This window comes from Vampirovibrio sp. (assembly GCF_041737375.1).
Lineage (GTDB): Bacteria > Cyanobacteriota > Vampirovibrionia > Vampirovibrionales > Vampirovibrionaceae > Vampirovibrio.
In genome coordinates this window covers 14,618-36,267 of record NZ_JBGSRV010000017.1, presented here as the reverse complement: position 1 = coordinate 36,267, position 21,650 = coordinate 14,618, and the positions used below count along the sequence as shown (strand labels likewise).

Sequence of the window (21,650 nt, the reverse complement as noted above, 5' to 3'; positions counted from 1 at the left end):
CTGTTTTTGCTCATCTACGAGTGATCCCGTAGTTTGTTTTGGTTATTTAATACGCAACAAATAAATTTAAAAAGGAATTCCCCAAATGGATCCGTTAAGCCCCTTATCAAAAAGAATTCTTCGCTTTTCGGGCGTTCAGCCGCAAGTGCTGCGACAACTGGAGGCTGAACGGCTTAAAAAAGATTCTCATGACCTGTTTGGTGAAAACCTGGATGTCTTCATTAAACGAGTCGATCAGACTGATCATGGTAACGACCATGGCATTGTGGAACTGGTCGCGCATCAGGAAAATTCCAAATCCCTGCCTTACAGTAGTGGCTTTTTACGGAATTTGCACCGCAAACTGACGGGTCAGGACATTCAGCCCATTGAAATCGTGAAAAACAATGAGGCCAACAATCCTTTTACCCGTAATAAAGCCTTGAGCGCCGATATTTTTGAACGCACCATCAGCGATAATTAAGCCATGAGCCAAGCCGCTACCCCCCTAAACTATATTCAGGTTCACCAGCTGGACCGGGTGGGGGTGTTGCAACTTCATCGGCCAGAAGCGTTAAACGCCCTGAACCCAGACTTGATGAAGGAGTTGGTAACGTCTCTGGAGCGCTTTGACACGGATGAGCAGATTGGTTGCATGGTATTAACGGGGGGCGAAACCGTTTTTGCCGCTGGCGCTGATATTAAGCAAATGGCAGGCGCCTCTGCCATTGAGATGATGGCTGCCAATGATCTGGCGGTTTGGGATCGCATTCGACTTTTAAAAAAGCCGGTGATTGCCGCCATTAACGGCTACGCATTGGGGGGCGGCTGCGAAGTGGCCATGATGTGCGATTTGATTATCGCCGGGGAAAGCGCCCGCTTTGGGCAGCCGGAAATTAACATTGGGGTGATTCCCGGGGCAGGCGGCACCCAGCGCTTAACCCGAGTGGCGGGCAAAGCCAAAGCCATGGAATTAATTTTGACAGGACGGCCCTTTAAAGCGCAAGAAGCGCTGGATATGGGCTTAATCAACAAAATTGTACCCGACAGCCAAACCATTGCAGAGGCCATGGCCTTGGCCAAAATCATTGCCGAAAAACCCGCCATGGCCGTTCAACTGGCCAAAAAAGCCATTTTAAAAGCCTTTGAAACACCGCTGGAAGACGGGTTGGACTACGAACGGCATTTATTTTACCTGTTGTTCGCCTCTGCCGATCAAAAAGAGGGCATGCGCGCCTTTCAGGAAAAGCGCGCCGCAGTTTGGAAAAACGCCTAAGGCCACTAGGGCAAGCAAGGCACAGCGCCTTGTTGCTGAAGGGTAGTTCAGCCGAGCGATGGGGTCGCAACAAATCAGGGGTGACGGGTTTTATTTCAGCATTAGCAATGGCACTATCGGCTTCTTTGCTTTTAGTGCGGGGCCTTATACACTGAAATAATGTCTACCTTTGCCACCCACCCAGCCCAAGCCAACCCGCAGCGCCCGGAAAACACCCGATTGTTTCCCGAAGAGGCTGACGCTTTGCTGCAAAACCTGCTTCAAAACCGGTGGCAACGGCTTTCCTCAGAATATCATGACCCGCTGGGCATGCTGTTTGGAAACCGGGCCAGACAGTGGACCGCAGGTTGGGACACCTCAAAAAGCACTTTATACCTGCTTTTATGGGAAACCGATTCCTGGCAGAATAAACCCCTTTGGTCCTTCTATCAAAATGGTCAACTGGTTTTTCAGGAGGAAGATGGGTTTTCCAAGCCCCGCAGCGCTATATTCCAGCAGTTAATGGAAAGCAAAAAGCTGCCGTTTCTGGATCACGCCCACTTTCTGGAACCCCTCACTGATTTCCGCCAAGCGCCTTCCCAACGGCAGCAGGCTGGCCAGCGGCTGGCCCAAACCATCCTTGCTCGCCCAGAAGTGTGGGAGCATTTAAAAGAGCCCTTCCTGCAGGCACTGGAAGCAGATTTGAACCACCCGGAATGGCCCCTGCTGGATATTCTCAAACTGCATCAGGTGGCCCACAAAGTAGTACTAATCGATGTAATTCGCCAATGCGTGAACGCCGGGCTACTGAGAACCCAAGCCGACCAGGAAAGGCTCAGCCAAGCGGTGGAGCGGTTGCAGAACTGTTTTTTGGCATTGAACAACCAGATTTCTCTACTGTTTAAGCCCGCCCTGCAAAAAGCGCACCAAGCGCTACAAAATGTACTGAGCGACGGACATTGGCTGCCACAGCCTCATGCCACAAATGTTCACTCCGCAAACAAGGTTTGAATGGTTCGTACCAGATGATCCCGGTTGTATGGTTTCTCCAGAACCATAAAGCCCTCCGCTCCAATTTCTTGGCAAAAATCCGGGCCCATGCCCGTGGCGATAATCACTTTAAGCTGAGGATGCAGGCGGGTGGCCAAGTGGGCCAACTCCAGCCCGCTGATACTGCCGGGCATTCGAAAATCGGTCAGTAACAAATCCACGCTTTCGGTTTCCAAGGCCGCTAAAGCTAACTTCGGCTCCAAACAGTCCATTACCACACAACCCGCTGATTCCAGAAAAAGCTTAGCCAAAAAGAGAATATCGGCATCGTCATCCACCACCAGAACCCGCAGGTTTTTCATAATTAGGGAAGTACTGGAGAACTCCGAGGACACGATCATTCCTTTTTATGACTAATTTAGCAATTCCAAAGGTCGTATTTAAACCCTTATTAAAGAAAGCAGGCCGATAAACCAGCTCATTCGCCTTAGGTTGGGCTCACCCATGGTAAAGCTCACCCCGCATGCATGCAAGTAAAAACAAGGTGCCTCCCGTGGGAGAATTTTGGTATGATGCCCTTAGCCTTCCTGCTTTCAGGAACCTGCCCCCTAATACTCAACACGAACAGGCCCCTCATGAATTCGTACCGTAAATTAATATTATTGGCTTTAATCATCCTGCTGATTGGCGGCGGTTGGTCCATTTGGAACGCCGACCAAAACCTGAAGCGGGAAGAAGCCATTCGCAAACAACAGCAACAAGCGGCTCAAAAAAACCCGACCATGACCGGCAAAAATGCCTCTTTCACCGTAACAGAGGGGAACGTTAAAAAGTGGAAGCTGGATGCCGCCACCGCCACTTATAGCGAGGATAACTCCGAAGCCTTGCTGAACGATGTAAAAGGGGAGTTTTATAACGCTGAGGGCAAACCCGTTTTGGCATTCAGTGCGCCTCATGGCAAATATTTAACCAACAATAACCAGGTCACGCTGAGTGGCGGGGTCATTGCGGCCTCCAAACAAAAGCCGGAAACCGGTGGAAAAGGGGGCACCCTCAAAGCGCCCACCATGTCCTGGAACGCAAAAACAGAATTGGTTACTGCAACCGGAGGAGTCGAAATGACTTTTCCTGAAGGAAAATCCACCGCCCAGACCTGTCGGTTTACGCTGGATTTCTCTAATATATCTTTAGAAGGAGGCGTTACTTCCTCCTTAAGTGCTATATAACCTGAAGTTTACACACTTCTGGATGCAACCAAACCATGAACCCTCAAACCTTTGGCGTGATTTTAATGGTCACAGGCGGAATCGCCTGCTGTCTCGTCGTGGCCGGGTTGGTAGTTTATATACGCATCAGCAATCGCAGCTCAAGCTGGTATTACAACAAAGCGATTGACTGTTACAAAGGGGGCAATCTGGACAAGGCAGTCACCCTGCTTTTGCGCTCTTTGGAAATGAATTCGAATTTTTCAGATGCTCATTATAATTTGGGGTTAATTTATTTACAGCTGGAGGATAAAGAAAACGCCAGAGACTGCTTCCAAAACGTGCTGGAGCTGTTGCCAGAAGATTTGGATTCCCTTTATAATCTGGCTTTGCTGGCTTACGAAAATAAGGAATACCCGGAAGCCGAGCAGCTGTTATTAACCGCCCTGGAATTTTACCCGGAAGACCCGGATTGTCATTACACCCTGGGTCTGGTGTATGAGGGACAGAAAAAAACGGAAGAAGCCATAGCCGCCTACATAAAGGCCACCGAATATGATCCTGAAAATATCAACGGCTTCCTGTTTTTGGGCAAACTGCAAGATCAAGCTGTACAGCTGTCAGAAGCGATTGACAGCTTTAAAAAAGTACTGGAGCTGGATCCCAATAATCTGGAAGCCAATTACGATTTATCCATTTCTCTGGCTAAACAAGGGGATTGGGAAAGCACTATTTTTTACAGCGAAAAAGCCATTGAAATTGACCCCAACTACGCCAAAGCCTATAACCAGTTGGGATTGGCCAACTATTGCCAGGAACAAATGCCGGAAGCCATCCAGCATTACCAAAAGGCCATTGAAATTGATCCGGCCTACGGAAACGCCTATAACAACCTGGGCTACGCCTACCAAAAGGCCGGACAGTACGCCAACGCCATTAAAATGTTTGAAACCTATTTGCAAATTGGCACCGATACCGAAGAAGAAGCGGAAATTAAAGAGCATATCGAACTGCTGAAGAAAAAATTACTGGAATAACCGATTTTAGCGCTGACCAAAAACCGGCTCTAGCTGCATGGCCACCCCTGAAATCTCGGTATCCAGAAAAGCGACTTTTTTTAGAGGGCCAGCGCCCTGTTTTTCAACCAGTTTGGGGGTATGGGGATTGGCCGTTTTAATCAGCTGTTTTATTTCATCATAAAGCTGATTGGCGTTATCCGAGTATAAAACCAGCGGCGTGGCCAAGGATTTCATAAACACCAGCACGGAAATCTGCATATTGGGCGGCAACGACGGTTGGCTTGTGGACATAGGCCTCTCACTTTCACTCTTTCAGACTCCCTTTATTTATAAAGGGATCTCCGAAGGAGGGCAACCACTTCCTCCATGAAATCCAGAAACCTGAAGAAATTAAAAAATGGCATAGGCTGGAATCGAACCAGCGACACCGCGGGTATGAACCGCGTGCTCTAGCCAACTGAGCTACTATGCCTTGGGGACTTTATTATGGGTTGAATGGAGGGTGCTTGTCAACCAAGGCGGAGGCTATAATAACCATATTGTTGATATGACTGATCCACCCAACATGAACAGCCCCAAGGAAGAACCCGAATTAAATCTGGCCAATCGCTGGTACGACCAGGATCCTGTCCTGCAAAGAGCGCTGGAACAGCTACGCCAAGCCACTGATAAGCAACAGGCTCAGGTGGCCCTCAATATTATCAAAATCGTGGTGGAGCATCAGATGGAAGAGGACACCGACATTTCCACTGAAGCGCTGAATCAAACGCTGGCCACTCAAGCCTCCTGGGATGAGCACAGGCAGCACCGCCGGTGGTACGACCTGCACGAGGCCCTGAGTTCAGCCATTCAACTGCTTTGCGATTGCCCCGAAGATTTACAAACCCGGCTCATCCCCTCCATTGCGCAAATGATTGAAACCACCCTGCAAACGGAGTGTTGATCGGGGGGGGGCATGCGGCGCTTATGATTGTTTTGGCCCTACTGCTCGTGGAAAAAGCCGCCACCGCAAACAATTTCCACCACTTTAAGCAGGAAACGCCGGGGGGCGTCGGCTTGATGGAAGTAGATTTCCTCACCAGCCAAATGCTTGATACTCATCACCGCTGGCGCTGCCGGGTCCGCAGGCACATACAGAGAGGCAATTTCCTGATCCAGCAGCTCGTTAAAGCTGGCTGCATGCAAATTGCTGCGGGTATCCAAAAAATCCCCATTCAGGGCGATAATACGCCCGGTAAAGGCAGGCGGACGCCCCGGCCGATTCAGGGCCAACGGCTTGGTATTGCCACGGGTGGTAAAACTAATGGCATGCCACAAAATCTGTAAAATCCCCACCGAGCGATCGGGATCAGATTGTGAGCGAATGCGGGGGCCATACTTTTCAAGATCTTCAGGGTTTCTGGCGTCAAAGGCGGACTGAAAGCACTCCACAAAGTTTTCCATGTCCTGTAACAAATACTCAAAAACCTGACAGGTATTGTGCATAGCGGCTTCATGCTCATTCAGCTGCTTTTGCATATGGGCGGCCAGCCTGTCCACTTTTTGCTGAATGGCTTTCACCGCATTAGGCTCATAAAAAGCGCTTCCCGGCCATACTTCCGCAATTTTGCGGGGCAGGGAGCCACCTTGTAGGGATTGATCTTTCAAATTGGCCATAAAAACGCTAACCACACCTCTGTTTTTAAAAAGGGAGCCACCCCGCAACCCAAAGATTGTTTGACCGGCTCCCTTCTATTTTAAATGAATCCGCTAAGCTTGCGTACTCTGAATTGCATTGCCCAAGTTCTAAGTTCTATTGTTTAAACTTATCGCTCAGGCAAGCGCTCCCCAACAGGCTATACTTTTAGCGGGGATTTTTCAGCCAGAATTTTGCGACGGCCAATGCTAACGTAGGTGTAACCCAGGTTTCTCATGCGCTCGGGGTTAAACAGGTTGCGGCCATCCACAATCAGACGACAGTCGCTTTCCTGACGCAAACGCAGGAAGTTCACGTAAGCAAAATCGTCCCATTCGGTCAAAATAGCGATGGCATCGGCCCCTTGAGCCGCCTCGTAGGGCGATTGGCAGTAGGTAATATCGGGCAACAACTCTTTGGCCTGCTCCATGGCCAACGGATCGTAGGCCCGGATTTTAGCCCCTCGCTTTTCCAGTCCACGCACAATGGTTAAGCTGGGGGTATCCCGCAAGTCATCGGTATGAGGGCGGTAAGCAATACCCCAAATGGCAATGGTTTTGCCCGACAGGTTTTTGCCCAGAGCCTCATCAATTTTTTCAATAAAGCTAATGCGCTGATAACGGTTAATAATATCCACTTGCTTGAGCAAATCCAGGTTTAAATGATAATCCTCGGCAATGTTAATCAGGGAGTTCAAATCTTTGGGGAAAAAGATGCCTCCGTAACCGATACCCGCATTCAGGTACTCCTGCCCAATACGGTGATCCAGTCCCAGCCCTCGGGCCACGCTGGTGATATCCGCACCGGTTTTTTCGCAAATTTGAGCAATGGAATTGATAAACGAGATTTTGGTGGCCAAAAAGGCGTTGGTGGCGTGTTTAATCAACTCCGCACTGTTGGTATCAGTCACCAGAATGGGGGCATTCAGGGGGCGATAGATTTCCACAATGGTATCAATGGCCCGCTTGCTTTCCGCCCCTACAATAATGCGATCCGGGTGCATAAAATCATTAACGGCATGGCCTTCCCGCAAAAACTGGGGAACCGCGGCAATATCAAACTCAATACCCACTGGAACCTGCTCTTGCAGCAGCGATTGCAGCCATTCTCCGGTTTTAATGGGCAGGGTGCTTTTTTCAATGATCAACCGATACCCGTCAATGCCTTCGGCAATACTTTTAACGGCGGCGGATAAACTGCTGAAATCAGGCTTGCCGGAAGGAAGCAATGGGGTTCCGATACACAGAAAAATAACTTCGGAATTGCAAACGGCTTGCACGATATCGGTGGTAAATTCCAGCCGACCCTCTTCCCGGTTGCCCCGGATCAAAGGCTCCAGAGCCTCTTCGTAAAAGTGAACTTTGCCTTCCTGCAAATTCCGCATGCGGCCTGCTTTGACATCGGCGCACACCACATGATGGCCCATTTCTGCCAAACAAGTCCCGGTTACGGTTCCCACATAGCCCGATCCAATAACGGCGATCTTCACTGGCCAACCCTCACTTTCATACAACAGTTTCACAAAGAACTCTTTGACTCTACTTTACCATAAAACAACACAGTGCAAAGGATTCCAGCCTGAAAAAAGTGGTGTAAACAACACACCAAGGCCTTCCCCCGGATATGGGTCATTCATTGGGAGGAAATCCGGGAGGCGGACTATCAAGTTTTGCCGGGGGTGAACCGAAACCAATTTCAAGAACCGATTCACTCACCGGTCGCCACGGACAGGCGACGGCGGAAACGTTAAGGAGAACGTGCCGTATGTCTTTAGTACCCAATACCAATATTAGTTCCCTCATTGCCCAACGCAGACTGGGAACCAATTCCAAAAGCCTGCAAAAATCGCTGGAGCGTTTATCATCCGGGTTCCGCATTAACCGGGCTGCCGATGACGCAGCGGGACTGACCATTTCTCAAAACCTGGTAAGCTCAATTCGTCGGATGAAACAGGCGTCTCGCAATACGCTGGATGGCGTTAGCGTGTTACAAACCGCCGAAGGTTCTCTGGGTGTTATTGGCGATAACCTGCAACGGGTGCGGGAACTGACCGTTCAGGCGGCCAACGATACCAACGATGCCGTCGCACGTCTGTCGATTACCAACGAAATCAAATCCTTGCTGGCGGATGTGGATCGCATTGCGGCCGCCACCAACCTGAACGGCATTCCATTACTAGATGGCACCACCACCAACGCCCAACTGCAAATTGGCCCCAACTCCAACGCGGGAACCAATAGTGTTGATTTAAGCCCCGCACTGGTGGATGCCAGCTCCATTGGCATTGGCATTGTGGGCGTCCTGCCCAAAACCTTTGCCACCGTGGCCGATATTGACTTAAGCACCAATGCCTTGTCCATGACGTTTCTAACCGATGTAGACTCAGCGCTGCAAGCAGTGAACGTGCAACGGGCCACCATCGGCTCTTTTCAAAACCAGCTGGAAAGCGTTAGCAGCAACCTGGAACAGGGCGTGGAAAACTTCTCGGCCTCCAATTCCAGAATCCGGGATGTGGATATCGCCTCTGAAGCTGCTTTGATGACCCAATCTCAAATTTTAACCGAAGCCGCTACAACCGTTTTGTCCCAAACCAACCAGCTCCCTCGAATGATCCTCAGCCTGTTGCAAAATCGCTAACGCTCTTTAGCAAAACTGTCCTTGTAAACCTCTGATATCCCGCCGGGATTGTATTATGCCGTGTTGTTTTGTTCATTGCCCAACCTAAGGAGAGCCTTATGTCAAAAACCCCCATGAAGTTTATGTCCGACAACGCCATTCAACAAATCAACAGCTTGGGCGGGCCTGCTTTGCCCACCGGTGTCTCCAGCCAAACCCTAAAAGTAATTATGGAGAACATAGCCGCTTCAGACGCTGCCCTGTCCAGTTGCCGGGTTGCCGTGGCCATGGCCGTGCGAAAACACCAATAACCCCAGCCACGTCAACCTAAAAAACCGCAAAAGCCCCACTTACAAAAAGTGGGGCTTTTTTAATGGGCTGCATTTTAAAAAGCCCTACCCGTAAAGGAATGTAACGAATCGTCCGCTGTACCCTTCAGCTCCTCAGAAATCAAGTCGATACTAAAACTTGGTAATTCATCAGGACCTATCGTTCATCAGGCTCTGTTCCCAAATAGAGCGTATTCAACGCTAACGCCCCTTCATTTAGAGTTGAGGCGATTTTTGGAATATCCGGTGAATGCCGTAAGTCCCCATACCGTGGTTGATCAGGGTACCCACAGGGAACAAACCGGCTCCCTTCTAACACTGAACAAGTTCGTTCTGGAATCTTTGGCTGGAAACAGTAGAAGTATCTGGCGCGTTCCGCCCTGCGCTTCCACACCTCATACAGGTTCCCCCCGGCTCACAGGTTCATCATCCCCATATTCCAAACAAGTCGGGCGCTGGCAGGAAGCGGGCGCCGGGTGGTTTAAACGCCCAAAACCATTAAGGAGACAGGCCATGCAAAAGCAACACCACAATCAGGAAACATTTCCAGCCAAAATACCCGATCCTTCCATGAGAAACGGTGCTTTCTCCGGGTGGAAACACCAACATGCGCATTCAGAGAACACCCCCCGTGATCAGGTGACCCAAGAGAACCACCAAAGCGGTCATATATCGGTTCGCGCACTGGATAACGCGGCATGGCTGGCTTTAAAACAGCATGATTCAAGGTAGTCGTAACGGCTCAACCCGCTCAAATCAATAAAATCATCGGGGATTCTATCAGGGCCAGTGAAAGGATTGAGTAAAGATGACCATTACCTTGAACAGCAATACCATTGGGCTGAATATTAGCCGCTACCTCAACGCTACCAATAGTCGGCTCAACAAAAGCCTGGAGCGGCTTTCAACCGGATCTCGCTTAAACCGGGCCGGAGACGGGGCCGCCCAGATTATGGTGGCTGAAAACATGACCAGCCAGATTCGAGGCTACGACGCAGGCACCAGCAACGCCCAACAAGGCTTAAGCATGCTACAAACCGCCGATAGCGCTTTACAGCAAGTAAATGAGCACTTGCAAAACATCCGGGAACTGGCGGTTCAGGCGGCCAATGGCACCAACAGCTCCGCCCAGTACGCCGCTTTTGAAGACAGCCTAACTGCCGAACTGGCCGCCATTACCAGCATCACGTCCGGCACCAGTTTTGGGGATTTCGCCTTACTGGACGGCTCTATTTCGGGCGGGGCGGCCTTTAACATTCAGGCAGGCCCCAATACCGGGGATAGCGTTGATATTAAGGCGGCGTTTAGTAACAACACCACCGGGGCCAGCGGGTTAAATATTACACAAACCACGCTGGCATCGGCAGCCAACGCCACCACCTTACTGGGCCAGATTGATTCGGCCATAGGCACGGTGGCTGGCAACCTGGCCAGCATTGGCGGTTACCAAAACCGCATGATTAACCGCATGGATTACAACAGTATTGCCAAAACCAACGTATCGGCCTCACTTTCCAGCATTCGAGATACCGATGTGGCCTTTGAGTCGGCCAATTTGGCCCGCTTGCAAATCCTGCAACAGGCAGGCGCTTACGCCTTTGCACAGGCCAACACCTTTCCTAGTATTGCGCTCAGCTTGTTAGGGCGGTAGTCCATTACAGCTCAAACCCTCGCAAAGCGGCTGGAATCAAGCCAAAGTCGCTTTGGCGAGGCTACATATGCGGATCATCCTGCTGTTCAATCTCCTCGGGAATCACGGGTTGATTGCGATACGTCACTATGGTCACCGGGGTCTGTTCATCCACGGGCTGGTTATAGGTTTCCGCCAAAAAGCGAATCAGGGCTTCCCGAGTGCGTAGCGTGGTTTTTTGCTGCCTAAAGTCTTCTGGTGACAGCTCGCTGATGGCGCATTGTCTCAAATCACCCACCACTTGGGCTTTTCTGATTTTTTTGTGGTTCACCCGAATGTCCACCACCTCATCCGGCACCCAGTAGCGATTCTCATAATACAGGCTACCCAGCCGGAAGGCGCTATATAGATTTTCGCAATCCTCGGTTATCACTTCCTCCCGAAATGCAAGGGGCCAGTTAATTGCTTTTGCCATAAATAAACATACCTCACTTTAAACAACCAAGCGGTTTTAAACCACCATGAACCGGCCAAAAATCGACCGATAATATTCATAATACTTGAAGAAACTACAGAAAAGTTCAAAAGGTAACAATGAGATCGATCCTACTTGATCAGCCTGCTTACTGTCATTTTCCGGTTCTGCTTGGATCCAGTGTAGTATATTTGCCGCTTGAGATCCTCTGAAGAGATCTCTATGCTGATTACAGGCTAATTTGTGGATAAAGAGGCGCTGAAATAGCAGTCAGCGCAAGATAAATCAGTGATTTGTGTATGAAGTGGTTGTGTATGAGAAGAACTCAAAAATCGCGTATCCGATCAATGAACTCGGCCTGGTTATTCCAGGAAGGGCAGAGCATGACCAGAAATCAGGCCATTGCCCAGGTTCAGGACCAATTGGCACTATCCGAACTACACCCAGAGGCGCTGCGCCTGATTGAACTGTTTAACATCATCCCCGAAGAACTCACTGAGGCAGGGCTATCCTATGAATCCCTCAAAACGCTTGAGCGCCACGCCCTGTTCATTTAACTATTCCTTCACCCCACCTGCCATAATGCCTTTCATAAACTGCTTTTGACCGATCAAAAATACAATAACCACCGGCAAAATGGAGAGCGTGGCGGCAGCCATCAGCACAGTCCAGTCGGTGGTGTCTCTGAAACTGCCCTTCAGGGTGGCAATGCCCACCGGCAAGGTACGCATGCCTTCCGAATGGGTCACAATCAGGGGCCACATAAAGCTATTCCAAGTGTTGATAAACACAAAAATGGCCAGAGCCGCCATGGCTGGCGTGGCCAAAGGCAGGGCAATTTTCCAGAAAATTTGCCAGGGGTTGCATCCATCTATACGGGCGGCCTCTTCCAGCTCGGTGGGCAAGCCGTTGAACCATTGCCGCAACATAAATACCCCAAACGCCCCGAACAAGCCCGGTACAATCAGGGCCGCATAGCTGTCCAGCCAGTGAAAAGACTTCATCAGGAAGAACAAAGGCACAATATTAACCTGGGGCGGCACCATCATGGTCATTAAAAACACAAAAAACAGCTTGTTTTTATGGGGAAAATGCAGTCGGGAAAAGGCGTAACCCGCCATGGCCGAAAACAGCACATGCCCCACCGTGGTTACCACCGCCACCAGCACACTGTTGAATAAGTACACGGCCAATGGCGCTTGTTGAAACAGCCGCTGGTAATTTTCCCAATGGAACAGCCTTGGCCACAAGCGGGGCGGCATCTGGAACACCTCGTCTGGCCCCACCAAAGAGGTGACCACCATGACCCAAAAGGGCAGAATCATTAACAAGGCCCCCACCAGCATGGCCAGCCAAATCAAGGCCGTTTTCAGCTTGCTTGCGCCCATCATGCCGCTTCATCCTCGTACAGAACCCAACGTTTGCGAAGTTGCCACTGGCCCAGGGTTAACAGCAAAATCACCACAAACAAAATATAGGCAATGGCGGAAGCGGGGCCAATTTTGTAGAATTCGAAGGCGTTTTTGAACATCCAGTACACCAGCAGCTCGGTGCTATGCTGCGGCCCGCCCTGAGTGAGCAAATACACCGAATCGAACGACTGGAAACCGTTGATTAGGGTCATAATGCCAATAAAAAACAGAGTGGGGGTTATCATGGGTAAAGTGACCCGCCAAAAGGTTTGCCAGCCGGTGGCCCCATCCAGATTGGCCGCTTCATACAACGACGGGGAAACCGTTTGCAGCCCCGCCAGAAAAATAACGATGTTATACCCAATGTCTTTCCACACCCGCAAAATCATGACCGCCCACAGGGCCGTTTTGGGGTCATACAACCAGGGAATGGGCTGCTGGATCAGGTGGGCCTGTTGCAATAACCAGTTAATCAGGCCGTAGGTGGGATCATAAAGCCATCCCCATACCAGCGCCACGCTAACCATGGGGGTAATAAAAGGCAAAAAGTAAGCCGTGCGAAAAAAACTTTGTCCCCGAACGGCCCGGTTCAGCCACACTGCCAACAATAAGGCCACTGCCACCTCTAAAAAGCCAGAGATAATCACAAAAGTCCAGGTGGTGGCAAAGGATTTCCAGAACAGGGGATCACTCAGAACGGCGGCGTAATTGTCCAGCCCCACCAATTTGGGAACGCCCAACAGGTTCCAGTAGGAAAAACTCAACCCGAAGGAGGCCACAATGGGAATGTAGGTAAAAACCAGCAAACCCAGCAGGCAGGGTAGCAAAAAGAACCACGCCCAACGGGTTTCCGTTTTGGAATACGCCTTCATGGGCTTACCTCCAACAAGCGATCCACTTTGGGCTTCAGGCCCCGCATGGCATGAGCGGCATCTTCCTGACCATCCCAAACGGGTTCCAGTGCCAATCCCAGTTCCTCGGCGATTTCATTCCAGCGGGCCGGTGTATGGCTGGGCACCCCGTGGGAAATACTATCCAAAAACACCTGCGCATGGGCGGGGGCTTGCCCCGGCGACAGAAAAACATCAGATTCGGCCACATCCCTGCGAGCCGGCACAATCAACCCGCTGGCCGTTACTTTTTTCATTGCCGAGGGGCTTAATAAATAACGAATCAGCTCAAAACTTTCCTGGGGGTGCTTGCTTTTGGCGGCAATGGCGTACCCGGAGGCATCCAGGCCTACCGCGGACTTACCACTCGGCCCCACTGGCAACGGCGCCACATCCCACTGAAAAGGTGCCTGCTCTCGCAGTACGGGCACACTCCAGCGGCCATTGACCATCATGGCCAATTTTTGCTGCATGAATAGCTGGCTCATAGTGGCCCCGCCGCTTTCCACTTTTTTAGGAGCCACATGCCACTTGGTGCGTAAATCGGCGTAAAAGCGCAAGCCCGCCACCGCCTTGGGCTGCTCCAGCGTAAACCGCTGGAGATCATCGCTAAATAAGGTTCCGCCCGCGCTCCACACAAAGGGCAGCCAAAACAAGGGTGGGGTACTGTAAAAGGAAAATCCAAACTGATCCGGGTCCCCATCCAGATTGTGATCCACGGTCAACCGGTCCGCCGTCTCTCGAAATTCTTCCCAGTTCCAGCCCGCCTTCGGCTCCGGCAAGCCCGCTTTGGCGAATAAATCCCGGTTATAAAAAATAACCACATTGGAGATATCCCGAGGCAACGCCGCCAATATTTTGGGGCCTGAAGGGGGTTGCCAGCTAAAGGCGGTTAAGGCTTGCGGATAAAACTGCGTCTCGGCCAAATCGGAATCGGCGGATTGGGCGGCCAACAAGGGCCGTAAATCTCGAAAAATACCTTGAGAAGCATAAATGGGAAAGCTGATGCTGTTGGTAAATATCACATCCGGGGCCATATCACCCGCCACCAGAATGTGCAGTTTTTGATAGTAATTTTCTGGAATATGCAGTAAATCCACGGAAATGCCGGGATGGGTGTGCTCAAAATCTTTTAAAATGGACTTTAAAACACTGACTTCCTGTGCGCTACCCCAGGTGGACAGCTGGATGCGGGTGGTTTTTTCCGTGGGCCGCTGACAACTGGAAAGAAACAAACCAAACACCAAAACGCCCAAAATGGCCAAGGCTCTGAAGCCTGCTTTGGGTCTGAAACGCTTGAATTTTTGTAAAGTTTGACCCATACACTCTCTATCTTGATCAATTCGGGTAATAGCCCCTTTTTATAAGTATAGTTGTTACAAGGCAAAGCCGTTCAAAGGGAATTTTTCAGGAATGTTGTCATGCTGCTAAACCCGCATCTCTCCCAAGTTTTGGAACTCTATGATCCGCAACGGCTCCACGCCCTTCTCCTCTGGCTCAATTCGGAATTAAAAGACATGTTAACCGCCTCAGAAAAACAAACCGAAGTTACTAACATTGAAAGCGCCGCCAGTATTGCGTTACCACTGGATGAACTGGTTCAATTCTCCATTTTAAACGAATTTGGCCTCAGTTTTTGCGACAAAGCGGGCTTTCCCTGGTTAAAACGGGAAGTGTCTCAAAAAATCGCCGAAAAAACTCACTAACCGACAAGGCACAGCCCACCCTTGGTATTCGGGTTTGCTAGGGCTTCACTTCCACTGTGCTGGCTTTGGCCCGCTTCACCCAACCGGTAATGTCGACTTGTCTGCCTCTGGCAATGGCCAGATCCCAGGGCTTTACGTTTTTGGTAATGACCGAGCCCGCCGCCACACTGGCGTTTTCGCCCACCGTAACCGGGGCAATCAACACGGAATTACTGCCAATTTTGGCCCCGTCCGCAATCACGGTGCGCTCCTTGATATCCCGAACCGGATCGTAATTGGCGGTAATGGTACCCGCCCCAATGTTCACGTCCGCCCCCAGCTCGGCGTCTCCCAAATAGGTGAGATGGGCAGCATTGGTGTGGTGATCGATGCGGGTTTTTTTCACTTCCACAAAGTTGCCAATATTCACGTGGTGGCTAATATCCACCCCATCCCGCAGCTGGGCAAAGGGGCCAATATTGGAAAACGCCCCAATGCGGGAATCTCGAACCGCGGACTGCATGACCTTGACATCATCGGCAATCTCCACAGAACCACTCATCGTGGTGTGCGGCCCAATCGTGCAGCGCTTGCCAATCGAAATATCCCCCTGCAAATAACAACCGGGCAATACGGTGGAATCAGCACCTATTTTCACTTCTGGCCCAATAAAGGTGGATGCGGGATGCAAAATCGTGACCCCATCGGCCATCAGCCGGTTCAGGGTGCGCTGATTCAGCACGTCATGGCATTGAGCCAAATCCGCACGGGCATTCACCCCCAACACCTCATCCGGGTCATCCAAATGAGACAGCCCCACCCGATAGCCCGCCTGAACGGCCAGCGCTATCACATCGGTTAAGTAAAATTCGCCTTGGGCGTTATTGCTGGACAGTTGCTCCAATAGCGGAGACACCTTGGCCCAATTCAAACAATAAATGCCAGTATTGACGGTTTTCACCTGCTTTTCCGTATCGGTGGCGTCTTTTTGCTCCACCACCCGCACCACGGATTGGCCCTCAATCAACACCCGGCCATAGCCAAAGGGATTGTCCATGGTGGCCACCAGAACGGTTAAATCATTCTTTTCGGCCTGATGGGCCTGAAGCATGGTTTGCAAGGTGCTGGCTTCCAGCAACGGCACATCCCCAGACAGAATCAGCACATCCCCATCAAAGGTCTGCCAGTCGGCCCGTTTTTGACGCACTTGCAACAGGGCGTGGCCAGTTCCTAACTGAGGTTCCTGCACCACGGTGCCCACCGCATAACCGGCTTCATAAGCATCCAGCGTTTCACTCACCTGATCACGTCCGTGGCCCACAATCACGCAAGCCTCTTCCGCGCTTAACAACCCCAGCGTATCCAGCACCCGAACCAGCAAGGGTTTCCCAAACAACGGGTGCAGTACTTTCGGCAAGTCGCTTTTAAGCCGGGTGCCTTTGCCCGCCGCCAAAATAACGGCCTTAAACTGATTTTGACGCATTGCCGGTCCCCTCTGAAGTCAACACTAGCACTGGGTTACTGGGTAATTTTTTTACAACATGGTGCGAGAAAGAATATCCACGTCATCCGATTCGGCACTGGCCGCCTTGGCCGAACTTTTGCGACGAATGCGATAAACGCCCTTGGGCGAATTTTGAATGAATTCAATCAATTCCGTGACCGCCGGATCGGGTTCAATTTCGGCTTTAATCACTTCAATGGCCTGCTTGTAGTTAAAGGGCGAGAAAAACAACAGCTTGTAAGCGTGTTTCAAGCGGGTTCGGGTGGCCAAATCAACACCCCGACGCTTTAGCCCCACTTTATTCAGTCCCACCACAAACGCAGGACGGGAATCTACCATGGCAAACGGCGGCAAATCCTGACGGGCGGCGCTGAGTCCGCCCAGTATCACCATTCTGCCCACTTTCACAAATTGATGAACGGCGCATCCACCGCCAATAAACGTAAAGTCGCCCACTTCCACATGGCCGCCCAACAGCGCGCCATTGGCCAAAACCACTTCCGAACCCACCACGCAGTTGTGGGCCACATGGGCATTGGCCATCAGCAGGGTTTTATCACCCACCACGGTTTGACAACCTTCGCCACTGGCCCGGTGGACGGTAACGCCTTCCCGAATAATCACCCCGTTGCCAATCCGCACATAGGTGACTTCGCCGTTGTATTTCATATCTTGCGGCAGGCCGCCCAATACGGCACCGGGACACACCTGGCAATCGGCCCCCAGTGTGACATAACGTTGCAGCACCACATGCGAATCAATGCGGGTATTATCTCCCACCACGCAATGGGGGCCAATAATGCTGTAAGGCCCAACTTCAACCCCGTGTCCCAGCTGGGCGGTGCTATCAATAATGGCGGTGGGATGAATCGACATTGCTTTAAAGGCCTCTTATTCAGTGAACGTGCCGGGTTGGGGTGAGTTGTCGGAGCTTAACGACCGGCAGACGCTTCTCTATCCACCAACGAGCAGATAATTTCAGCTTCCACCGCCAGCTCGCCAGCCACATAGGCTTTACAAGACATTTTACCAATGGGCAGCCGGAGCTTCAGAATTTCGCATTCCATTTCAAACTGATCGCCGGGAATCACCATGCGCCGAAATCGAACATCATTCATTCCGGCAAAAACAGCCAATTTCCCTTCAGTGGCGGGAATGGTCTTCATCAACAAAATGCCCAGCTGAGCCATGGCTTCCAGTTGCAAAACGCCCGGCATAATAGGGTCGCCCGGAAAATGCCCTTGAAAAAAGGGTTCGTTAATGGTGACGTTTTTATATCCCTTAATACGTTTGCCCTGCACCAGTTCCGTTACCCGGTCCACCAGAATAAAGGGGTAGCGGTGCGGCAGGGTGTCCATAATTTCCCGAATTTTTTGGGGCGGGAGCAGTATTTCATCGTTAGAGAGATGGGGTTGAGCGGGTTTATCAGTCATTACCATGGTTTCCACGTTTAAAACAGGCTCCGTATCGTCACTTGGGCGCATTATAACCAAATCACACCCAAATGAAAACGCCTGTGGCTTACATACGGTGCAGTGCTTTTAGTAATTTTCGGGCAAAAGGCACATGGCTGCTATGCCCAGCGTTCAACGCAAACACATGGGCCTTTAAGGAAAGCGGATTCAGCCCGGTTAAACTGAGATCGCCGATTAAATCCAGCATTTTGTGATAGATGGGTTCATCATTATGACGCAAGGCGCGGCTATAGCCACCTTGCTCAAACAAGCCCAGCGAATTTTCCAGGCTGGCCCCCAAGGCCAAGCCTCTGGCGTGTAAGGCGGGCAGTTCACTCACATAACCAAAGGTGCAGGCCGTGGAAATCAGCGCCGCATTGTCCTTGCGGCTATCCCAGCGCACCCATCGGCTTTGCAAATCGGGGTGATCAAAACTGACGCTGTAGCTGATTTTAAAATGGGTATCGGGAATGGCGTAAATCGCAATATCCTCACTATGCCGGTAAAACACAGCGTGCGGCAGGGCAATCTCAGGCTGGGGCAGGCTTACTTCAAAATGCTGGGCAAATATTTTTAACCAGTCTTGAGCGCTGCCATCCAAAATGGGCAATTCTGGCGCGCCGGTAACAGATACCTTCAAATCGGAAAGCCCTGCCAAAGAAGCCGCGCAAAGGAAATGCTCCACAATAGACAATGGCTTGCCGTCCTGACTGAGCAAAGTAACCCCTCGATCGGTCTGGGCCACAGACTGAAGCCGGGCCGGAATAGGGGAAACCCCATCCATATAAAACACAATGCCATGGCCGGGTTCGGCGGACGTAATTTCCACCTGCACCGGCTTGCCGGTAATCACACCCACCCCGGAAACCACAATGGGCGCTGTGTGGGTCACGGTTTTAGGCGCCAGTTTCATAACACTTCCAACTTATCAGGCTCGGGCTTGGTCTCAAGAGGGAGAGAAGCGGGGTTTGTTTGTGATGACTCCAATTCAGCCACCCGCTTTTTCAGACTTTTCACTTCCTGAAACATCTCCCGCAGCTTGCCCATGTACATAAGGGTTTGGAACGTTTCCCGGCGTGGCATGGCAGGAATGCCCACCACCACCTCTTTGGGTTCAATATCTCGCATTACGCCGGATTTGGCCATAATAATGGCGTCATCGCCCACTTTCAGGTGATCGGCCAAGCCTGCCTGTCCGGCAATGACCACCCGATCCCCAATTTCACAACTGCCGGAAATACCCACCTGAGAGACAATCAGGCAATTCTCGCCCACCACGTTGTTATGCCCAATCATCACCAGATTATCAATTTTGGTGCCTTTTTTAATCAGGGTGGCCCCCAGGTTGGATCGATCAATGGTGGCGCAAGCGCCCACTTCAACGTCATCTTCCAGCACCACGGTGCCAATGGAGTTAATTTTATAAACCGACGTGTTTTGACCCGAAACCTTGCCGCCCGATTTGGCCGCTTCCACGCTACCCGGCTCCGGGGTAACGTAACTAAAGCCATCCGCGCCGATACTGGCGTTATGCTGCAAGACCACCCGCTTGCCCATTAGCACCCGTTCGCCCACCCGAGCGCCCGCATGCAACAGGCAACCTTCGCCCAGTTGCGCCTCAGCCCCCACCGTGACATGAGGCATCAGCACCGCATTCGCGCCAATTTGAGCCTTTTCTCCCACATAGGAGAAAGCGCCCACCGAAGCGGATGGATGCACTTGAGCGGAAGCCTCGATAACCGCCGTGGGATGGATGCCCTGGTAAAAATGCAACGGCTTTTCAAAAACAGAAAGCAAAGTGGCCAAAGCCAAACGGGGTCGCTCTACCGCCAAATAGCCTTCAAACAAGCCTTCTGGTACTTCAACTTCAGCGGCTACCACGGCAGTCTTGACCTGAATAGGGCTTTGGGCCAGCAATTTCAAGGCCCCAGCCTCTAAAATAAGCACCATCTCCTGCTCAGATCCAATCATGCGAGGGTGCGCCAAACTGATGACCTGCAAAGCGCCATTGCCGTGAAGCACGGCACCGGGTACCACCGTCGCCAAAGTCTCCAGACTAACCGGGGGTACTGGCAAAGGGGGTAATTGAGTATCTGGCATTGGCACTCCTTTTAAAACCTGAAACAAACGGGACGGGACCGCACAAAAAGGGCTTTTTGATTATACTGGGTGCATGCCTTCAACACCAGAGCCACCGCCGCTGACCCACCAAAAAACGCGCATTGCCATTATTGGCGGTGGCGCAGCGGGCTTTTTTGCGGCCATTAATACCGCTGAAAAAAACCCACGGGCGCAAATCACCATTTTTGAAGCGGGCCACCGCCCTTTGCAAAAGGTTTTTATCTCTGGCGGGGGTCGCTGCAACCTGACCCACCGATGCTTTGACCCGACCCGCCTGATTGAATTCTACCCACGGGGGCAAAAAGAGCTGCGCTCTCTGTTCGCTCGTTTTCAACCCAAAGATACGGTGAGCTGGTTTGAGCGCCGAGGCTTAAAACTGAAGGCGGAAGCAGATGGCCGCATGTTCCCGGTCAGCGACAATTCTCAGGATGTGATTGATTTATTTCGGCGCTTGGCCCAGAAGCACGGCATTGAAGTGCGCACACAAAGCCGGGTAGAAGCGATTCAGCAAGTTAATGGACTGTTTGAGGTCCACAACCAAAGCGCCCAGAGCCAAAACAAAATGGCGCTTTTTGATATCTGCGTGATTACCACAGGCTACAGCCCCACCGGATGGAAGCTGGCCGCAGCGCTGGGACATACGGTCATCCCTCCTACGCCCTCCTTGTTTCCATTTACCGTTAAAAACAGCCTGTTGCAGGATTTACAAGGCATTGCTTTGACCAAAGCCGGGGGCAAAATGCGTGTTTCCTTGCCCGATTCGGTTCAAAAGTTTGAGGCCGAAGGCCCCCTGCTCATTACCCACACCGGGCTATCCGGCCCCATGATTTACCGCTTATCGGCGTGGGGAGCCAGCGCGTTGGCAGGGAGCCAATACAAAGCCGATTTACAGGTCGATTTTTTGCCAGACCAAACGGAAGAAAACCTACGGCAAACCCTCACCCAGCTTTTCACGGTTACGGAGAGCAAAAAAAAGTTAATTAACCTTTCCTTAGCCCCCTTGCCCAACCGGCTTTGGCAGGCCCTGTTAACGGAAAGCGGTGCCCCGCTGGAAGAAAAAGCGGAAAGCGTCAACAAAAAAACCATCAATCGACTGGTGGAAAATCTGAAGCGCTGCCCGCTGCAAATCAGCGGTAAAAGCCCTTCCAAGGAAGAATTTGTGAGTTGCGGCGGGGTGGTTTTAAAAGAAGTGGATTTTAAAACCATGCAAAGCAGATTGGTTCCTGACCTTTACTTTGGCGGAGAAAGCCTGAATATTGATGGATTAACCGGCGGCTTCAACTTTCAGGCTTGCTGGAGCGCAGGATGGGCCATTTCTGAATCGCTGAAATCGATTTAAGTTAAAGCATTGGTTAGTTGCTCACCCAGCCAGCCGCATTGTTGACACTTCAGGGTCAAAATTTCTCGATAC

Annotated in this window: 26 protein-coding genes and 1 tRNA gene; 13 read left to right on the top strand and 14 right to left on the bottom strand. The window is 51.2% G+C overall.

Features of this window, described 5'->3' with window-relative positions; genetic code table 11:
• Positions 1 to 85: 85 nt before the first annotated feature.
• The 3 genes from ACEW81_RS11380 to ACEW81_RS11370 all read left to right on the top strand — a co-directional run bounded on the left by ACEW81_RS11380 (position 86) and on the right by ACEW81_RS11370 (position 2,245).
• Positions 86 to 463 carry a hypothetical protein gene (locus ACEW81_RS11380; RefSeq protein WP_373533107.1) on the top strand — a complete coding sequence of 126 codons (378 nt, stop codon included), beginning with the start codon at positions 86 to 88 and terminating at the stop codon, positions 461 to 463.
• A gap of 3 nt (positions 464 to 466) precedes the next feature.
• A complete protein-coding gene (locus ACEW81_RS11375) occupies positions 467 to 1,255 on the top strand; it encodes an enoyl-CoA hydratase-related protein (RefSeq protein ID WP_373533106.1) in 789 nt (262 codons plus the stop codon).
• Between the two features lie 159 nt (positions 1,256 to 1,414).
• A complete protein-coding gene (locus ACEW81_RS11370) occupies positions 1,415 to 2,245 on the top strand; it encodes a hypothetical protein (protein WP_373533105.1) in 831 nt (276 codons plus the stop codon).
• Here the strand turns inward: ACEW81_RS11370 and ACEW81_RS11365 are convergent.
• Positions 2,224 to 2,619 carry a response regulator gene (locus tag ACEW81_RS11365; protein ID WP_373533104.1) on the bottom strand — a complete coding sequence of 132 codons (396 nt, stop codon included), beginning with the start codon at positions 2,617 to 2,619 and terminating at the stop codon, positions 2,224 to 2,226. The two genes, ACEW81_RS11370 and ACEW81_RS11365, sit on opposite strands and share 22 nt — an antisense overlap.
• A 240-nt stretch (positions 2,620 to 2,859) precedes the next feature.
• Between ACEW81_RS11365 and lptC the strand changes: the two genes are divergently transcribed.
• Complete coding sequence (gene lptC / locus ACEW81_RS11360; RefSeq protein ID WP_373533103.1) at positions 2,860 to 3,450, top strand: LPS export ABC transporter periplasmic protein LptC; 591 nt, start codon at positions 2,860 to 2,862, stop codon at positions 3,448 to 3,450.
• Between the two features lie 35 nt (positions 3,451 to 3,485).
• Positions 3,486 to 4,466, top strand: coding sequence for a tetratricopeptide repeat protein (locus tag ACEW81_RS11355; protein ID WP_373533102.1), 981 nt, complete (start codon positions 3,486 to 3,488; stop codon positions 4,464 to 4,466).
• A gap of 6 nt (positions 4,467 to 4,472) precedes the next feature.
• Here ACEW81_RS11355 and ACEW81_RS11350 read toward each other — a convergent pair whose 3' ends face one another.
• Both ACEW81_RS11350 and ACEW81_RS11345 read right to left on the bottom strand, forming a co-directional pair.
• Positions 4,473 to 4,739 (bottom strand): hypothetical protein, encoded by a 267-nt coding sequence (locus tag ACEW81_RS11350; RefSeq protein ID WP_373533101.1) that lies wholly within the window; start codon positions 4,737 to 4,739, stop codon positions 4,473 to 4,475.
• Between the two features lie 107 nt (positions 4,740 to 4,846).
• Positions 4,847 to 4,920: transfer RNA gene (locus tag ACEW81_RS11345), tRNA-Met, on the bottom strand.
• A gap of 75 nt (positions 4,921 to 4,995) precedes the next feature.
• Here ACEW81_RS11345 and ACEW81_RS11340 point away from each other — a divergent pair.
• Positions 4,996 to 5,391 carry a hypothetical protein gene (locus ACEW81_RS11340; RefSeq protein WP_373533100.1) on the top strand — a complete coding sequence of 132 codons (396 nt, stop codon included), beginning with the start codon at positions 4,996 to 4,998 and terminating at the stop codon, positions 5,389 to 5,391.
• Positions 5,392 to 5,429: 38 nt separating this feature from the next.
• Here the strand turns inward: ACEW81_RS11340 and ACEW81_RS11335 are convergent, their stop codons facing one another.
• Both ACEW81_RS11335 and ACEW81_RS11330 read right to left on the bottom strand, forming a co-directional pair.
• The gene (locus ACEW81_RS11335; RefSeq protein WP_373533099.1) at positions 5,430 to 6,104 is read right to left on the bottom strand and encodes a hypothetical protein; all 675 of its coding nucleotides are present in this window, start codon (positions 6,102 to 6,104) and stop codon (positions 5,430 to 5,432) included.
• A gap of 179 nt (positions 6,105 to 6,283) precedes the next feature.
• The gene (locus tag ACEW81_RS11330) at positions 6,284 to 7,612 is read right to left on the bottom strand and encodes a UDP-glucose dehydrogenase family protein (RefSeq protein WP_373533098.1); all 1,329 of its coding nucleotides are present in this window, start codon (positions 7,610 to 7,612) and stop codon (positions 6,284 to 6,286) included.
• A 275-nt stretch (positions 7,613 to 7,887) separates the two neighbouring features.
• Here ACEW81_RS11330 and ACEW81_RS11325 point away from each other — a divergent pair, with 275 nt between their 5' ends.
• The 4 genes from ACEW81_RS11325 (at position 7,888) to ACEW81_RS11310 (ending at position 10,719) form a co-directional block, all read left to right on the top strand.
• On the top strand, positions 7,888 to 8,760 hold the full coding sequence (locus ACEW81_RS11325) for a flagellin N-terminal helical domain-containing protein (protein ID WP_373533097.1): 873 nt from the start codon (positions 7,888 to 7,890) through the stop codon (positions 8,758 to 8,760).
• 98 nt (positions 8,761 to 8,858) lie between these two features.
• Entirely contained in the window at positions 8,859 to 9,050 is a 192-nt protein-coding gene (locus ACEW81_RS11320; protein ID WP_373533096.1) for a hypothetical protein, read from the top strand.
• A gap of 531 nt (positions 9,051 to 9,581) precedes the next feature.
• Positions 9,582 to 9,800 (top strand): hypothetical protein, encoded by a 219-nt coding sequence (locus tag ACEW81_RS11315; protein ID WP_373533095.1) that lies wholly within the window; start codon positions 9,582 to 9,584, stop codon positions 9,798 to 9,800.
• Between the two features lie 76 nt (positions 9,801 to 9,876).
• Positions 9,877 to 10,719: a flagellin N-terminal helical domain-containing protein gene (locus tag ACEW81_RS11310; RefSeq protein ID WP_373533094.1), complete on the top strand. Its 843-nt coding sequence runs from the start codon at positions 9,877 to 9,879 to the stop codon at positions 10,717 to 10,719.
• A 61-nt stretch (positions 10,720 to 10,780) separates the two neighbouring features.
• Here the strand turns inward: ACEW81_RS11310 and ACEW81_RS11305 are convergent, their stop codons facing one another.
• Positions 10,781 to 11,173 carry a hypothetical protein gene (locus tag ACEW81_RS11305; protein ID WP_373533093.1) on the bottom strand — a complete coding sequence of 131 codons (393 nt, stop codon included), beginning with the start codon at positions 11,171 to 11,173 and terminating at the stop codon, positions 10,781 to 10,783.
• A gap of 383 nt (positions 11,174 to 11,556) precedes the next feature.
• On the opposite strand from ACEW81_RS11305, the gene ACEW81_RS11300 reads away from it, so the two are divergent.
• The gene (locus ACEW81_RS11300; protein ID WP_373533092.1) at positions 11,557 to 11,730 is read left to right on the top strand and encodes a hypothetical protein; all 174 of its coding nucleotides are present in this window, start codon (positions 11,557 to 11,559) and stop codon (positions 11,728 to 11,730) included.
• Here ACEW81_RS11300 and ACEW81_RS11295 read toward each other — a convergent pair whose 3' ends face one another.
• Genes ACEW81_RS11295 through ACEW81_RS11285 form a run of 3 tightly spaced genes read right to left on the bottom strand, consistent with a single transcriptional unit; the run spans position 11,731 to position 14,797 of the window.
• Entirely contained in the window at positions 11,731 to 12,564 is an 834-nt protein-coding gene (locus ACEW81_RS11295) for a carbohydrate ABC transporter permease (protein WP_373533091.1), read from the bottom strand. It abuts the gene before it with no gap.
• Complete coding sequence (locus ACEW81_RS11290; RefSeq protein ID WP_373533090.1) at positions 12,561 to 13,457, bottom strand: carbohydrate ABC transporter permease; 897 nt, start codon at positions 13,455 to 13,457, stop codon at positions 12,561 to 12,563. Before ACEW81_RS11290 ends, ACEW81_RS11295 begins: the two co-directional genes overlap by 4 nt.
• Entirely contained in the window at positions 13,454 to 14,797 is a 1,344-nt protein-coding gene (locus ACEW81_RS11285) for an ABC transporter substrate-binding protein (RefSeq protein ID WP_373533089.1), read from the bottom strand. Before ACEW81_RS11285 ends, ACEW81_RS11290 begins: the two co-directional genes overlap by 4 nt.
• A 99-nt stretch (positions 14,798 to 14,896) precedes the next feature.
• Between ACEW81_RS11285 and ACEW81_RS11280 the strand changes: the two genes are divergently transcribed.
• Positions 14,897 to 15,181 carry a hypothetical protein gene (locus tag ACEW81_RS11280; RefSeq protein ID WP_373533088.1) on the top strand — a complete coding sequence of 95 codons (285 nt, stop codon included), beginning with the start codon at positions 14,897 to 14,899 and terminating at the stop codon, positions 15,179 to 15,181.
• A gap of 37 nt (positions 15,182 to 15,218) precedes the next feature.
• Here the strand turns inward: ACEW81_RS11280 and glmU are convergent, their stop codons facing one another.
• From glmU to lpxD, 5 genes are all read right to left on the bottom strand, one after another.
• Entirely contained in the window at positions 15,219 to 16,643 is a 1,425-nt protein-coding gene (gene glmU / locus ACEW81_RS11275; protein ID WP_373533087.1) for a bifunctional UDP-N-acetylglucosamine diphosphorylase/glucosamine-1-phosphate N-acetyltransferase GlmU, read from the bottom strand.
• A 51-nt stretch (positions 16,644 to 16,694) separates the two neighbouring features.
• A complete protein-coding gene (gene lpxA, locus ACEW81_RS11270) occupies positions 16,695 to 17,540 on the bottom strand; it encodes an acyl-ACP--UDP-N-acetylglucosamine O-acyltransferase (RefSeq protein ID WP_373533086.1) in 846 nt (281 codons plus the stop codon).
• A 56-nt stretch (positions 17,541 to 17,596) separates the two neighbouring features.
• On the bottom strand, positions 17,597 to 18,097 hold the full coding sequence (gene fabZ, locus ACEW81_RS11265; RefSeq protein ID WP_373533115.1) for a 3-hydroxyacyl-ACP dehydratase FabZ: 501 nt from the start codon (positions 18,095 to 18,097) through the stop codon (positions 17,597 to 17,599).
• Positions 18,098 to 18,185: 88 nt separating this feature from the next.
• Positions 18,186 to 19,031, bottom strand: coding sequence for a UDP-3-O-acyl-N-acetylglucosamine deacetylase (locus ACEW81_RS11260; RefSeq protein ID WP_373533085.1), 846 nt, complete (start codon positions 19,029 to 19,031; stop codon positions 18,186 to 18,188).
• Positions 19,028 to 20,218: a UDP-3-O-(3-hydroxymyristoyl)glucosamine N-acyltransferase gene (gene lpxD / locus ACEW81_RS11255; RefSeq protein WP_373533084.1), complete on the bottom strand. Its 1,191-nt coding sequence runs from the start codon at positions 20,216 to 20,218 to the stop codon at positions 19,028 to 19,030. Before lpxD ends, ACEW81_RS11260 begins: the two co-directional genes overlap by 4 nt.
• Positions 20,219 to 20,291: 73 nt before the next feature.
• On the opposite strand from lpxD, the gene ACEW81_RS11250 reads away from it, so the two are divergent.
• Positions 20,292 to 21,578 carry a BaiN/RdsA family NAD(P)/FAD-dependent oxidoreductase gene (locus tag ACEW81_RS11250; protein WP_373533083.1) on the top strand — a complete coding sequence of 429 codons (1,287 nt, stop codon included), beginning with the start codon at positions 20,292 to 20,294 and terminating at the stop codon, positions 21,576 to 21,578.
• Positions 21,579 to 21,650: the final 72 nt, after the last annotated feature.

What these genes read in the sequence shown, in the direction of transcription:
- ACEW81_RS11250 (WP_373533083.1), top strand. Translation starts at nt 20,292, where the DNA reads ATGCCTTCAACACCAGAGCCACCGCCGCTGACCCACCAAAAAACGCGC.
- ACEW81_RS11260 (WP_373533085.1), bottom strand. Translation starts at nt 19,031, where the DNA reads ATGAAACTGGCGCCTAAAACCGTGACCCACACAGCGCCCATTGTGGTT.
- ACEW81_RS11285 (WP_373533089.1), bottom strand. Translation starts at nt 14,797, where the DNA reads ATGGGTCAAACTTTACAAAAATTCAAGCGTTTCAGACCCAAAGCAGGC.
- glmU (WP_373533087.1), bottom strand. Translation starts at nt 16,643, where the DNA reads ATGCGTCAAAATCAGTTTAAGGCCGTTATTTTGGCGGCGGGCAAAGGC.
- ACEW81_RS11375 (WP_373533106.1), top strand. Translation starts at nt 467, where the DNA reads ATGAGCCAAGCCGCTACCCCCCTAAACTATATTCAGGTTCACCAGCTG.
- ACEW81_RS11350 (WP_373533101.1), bottom strand. Translation starts at nt 4,739, where the DNA reads ATGTCCACAAGCCAACCGTCGTTGCCGCCCAATATGCAGATTTCCGTG.
- ACEW81_RS11300 (WP_373533092.1), top strand. Translation starts at nt 11,557, where the DNA reads ATGACCAGAAATCAGGCCATTGCCCAGGTTCAGGACCAATTGGCACTA.
- ACEW81_RS11355 (WP_373533102.1), top strand. Translation starts at nt 3,486, where the DNA reads ATGAACCCTCAAACCTTTGGCGTGATTTTAATGGTCACAGGCGGAATC.
- ACEW81_RS11315 (WP_373533095.1), top strand. Translation starts at nt 9,582, where the DNA reads ATGCAAAAGCAACACCACAATCAGGAAACATTTCCAGCCAAAATACCC.
- ACEW81_RS11295 (WP_373533091.1), bottom strand. Translation starts at nt 12,564, where the DNA reads ATGATGGGCGCAAGCAAGCTGAAAACGGCCTTGATTTGGCTGGCCATG.
- ACEW81_RS11310 (WP_373533094.1), top strand. Translation starts at nt 9,877, where the DNA reads ATGACCATTACCTTGAACAGCAATACCATTGGGCTGAATATTAGCCGC.
- ACEW81_RS11335 (WP_373533099.1), bottom strand. Translation starts at nt 6,104, where the DNA reads ATGGCCAATTTGAAAGATCAATCCCTACAAGGTGGCTCCCTGCCCCGC.
- ACEW81_RS11280 (WP_373533088.1), top strand. Translation starts at nt 14,897, where the DNA reads ATGCTGCTAAACCCGCATCTCTCCCAAGTTTTGGAACTCTATGATCCG.
- fabZ (WP_373533115.1), bottom strand. Translation starts at nt 18,097, where the DNA reads ATGACTGATAAACCCGCTCAACCCCATCTCTCTAACGATGAAATACTG.
- ACEW81_RS11290 (WP_373533090.1), bottom strand. Translation starts at nt 13,457, where the DNA reads ATGAAGGCGTATTCCAAAACGGAAACCCGTTGGGCGTGGTTCTTTTTG.
- lpxD (WP_373533084.1), bottom strand. Translation starts at nt 20,218, where the DNA reads ATGCCAGATACTCAATTACCCCCTTTGCCAGTACCCCCGGTTAGTCTG.
- lptC (WP_373533103.1), top strand. Translation starts at nt 2,860, where the DNA reads ATGAATTCGTACCGTAAATTAATATTATTGGCTTTAATCATCCTGCTG.
- ACEW81_RS11320 (WP_373533096.1), top strand. Translation starts at nt 8,859, where the DNA reads ATGTCAAAAACCCCCATGAAGTTTATGTCCGACAACGCCATTCAACAA.
- ACEW81_RS11325 (WP_373533097.1), top strand. Translation starts at nt 7,888, where the DNA reads ATGTCTTTAGTACCCAATACCAATATTAGTTCCCTCATTGCCCAACGC.
- ACEW81_RS11305 (WP_373533093.1), bottom strand. Translation starts at nt 11,173, where the DNA reads ATGGCAAAAGCAATTAACTGGCCCCTTGCATTTCGGGAGGAAGTGATA.
- ACEW81_RS11380 (WP_373533107.1), top strand. Translation starts at nt 86, where the DNA reads ATGGATCCGTTAAGCCCCTTATCAAAAAGAATTCTTCGCTTTTCGGGC.
- ACEW81_RS11340 (WP_373533100.1), top strand. Translation starts at nt 4,996, where the DNA reads ATGACTGATCCACCCAACATGAACAGCCCCAAGGAAGAACCCGAATTA.
- lpxA (WP_373533086.1), bottom strand. Translation starts at nt 17,540, where the DNA reads ATGTCGATTCATCCCACCGCCATTATTGATAGCACCGCCCAGCTGGGA.
- ACEW81_RS11370 (WP_373533105.1), top strand. Translation starts at nt 1,415, where the DNA reads ATGTCTACCTTTGCCACCCACCCAGCCCAAGCCAACCCGCAGCGCCCG.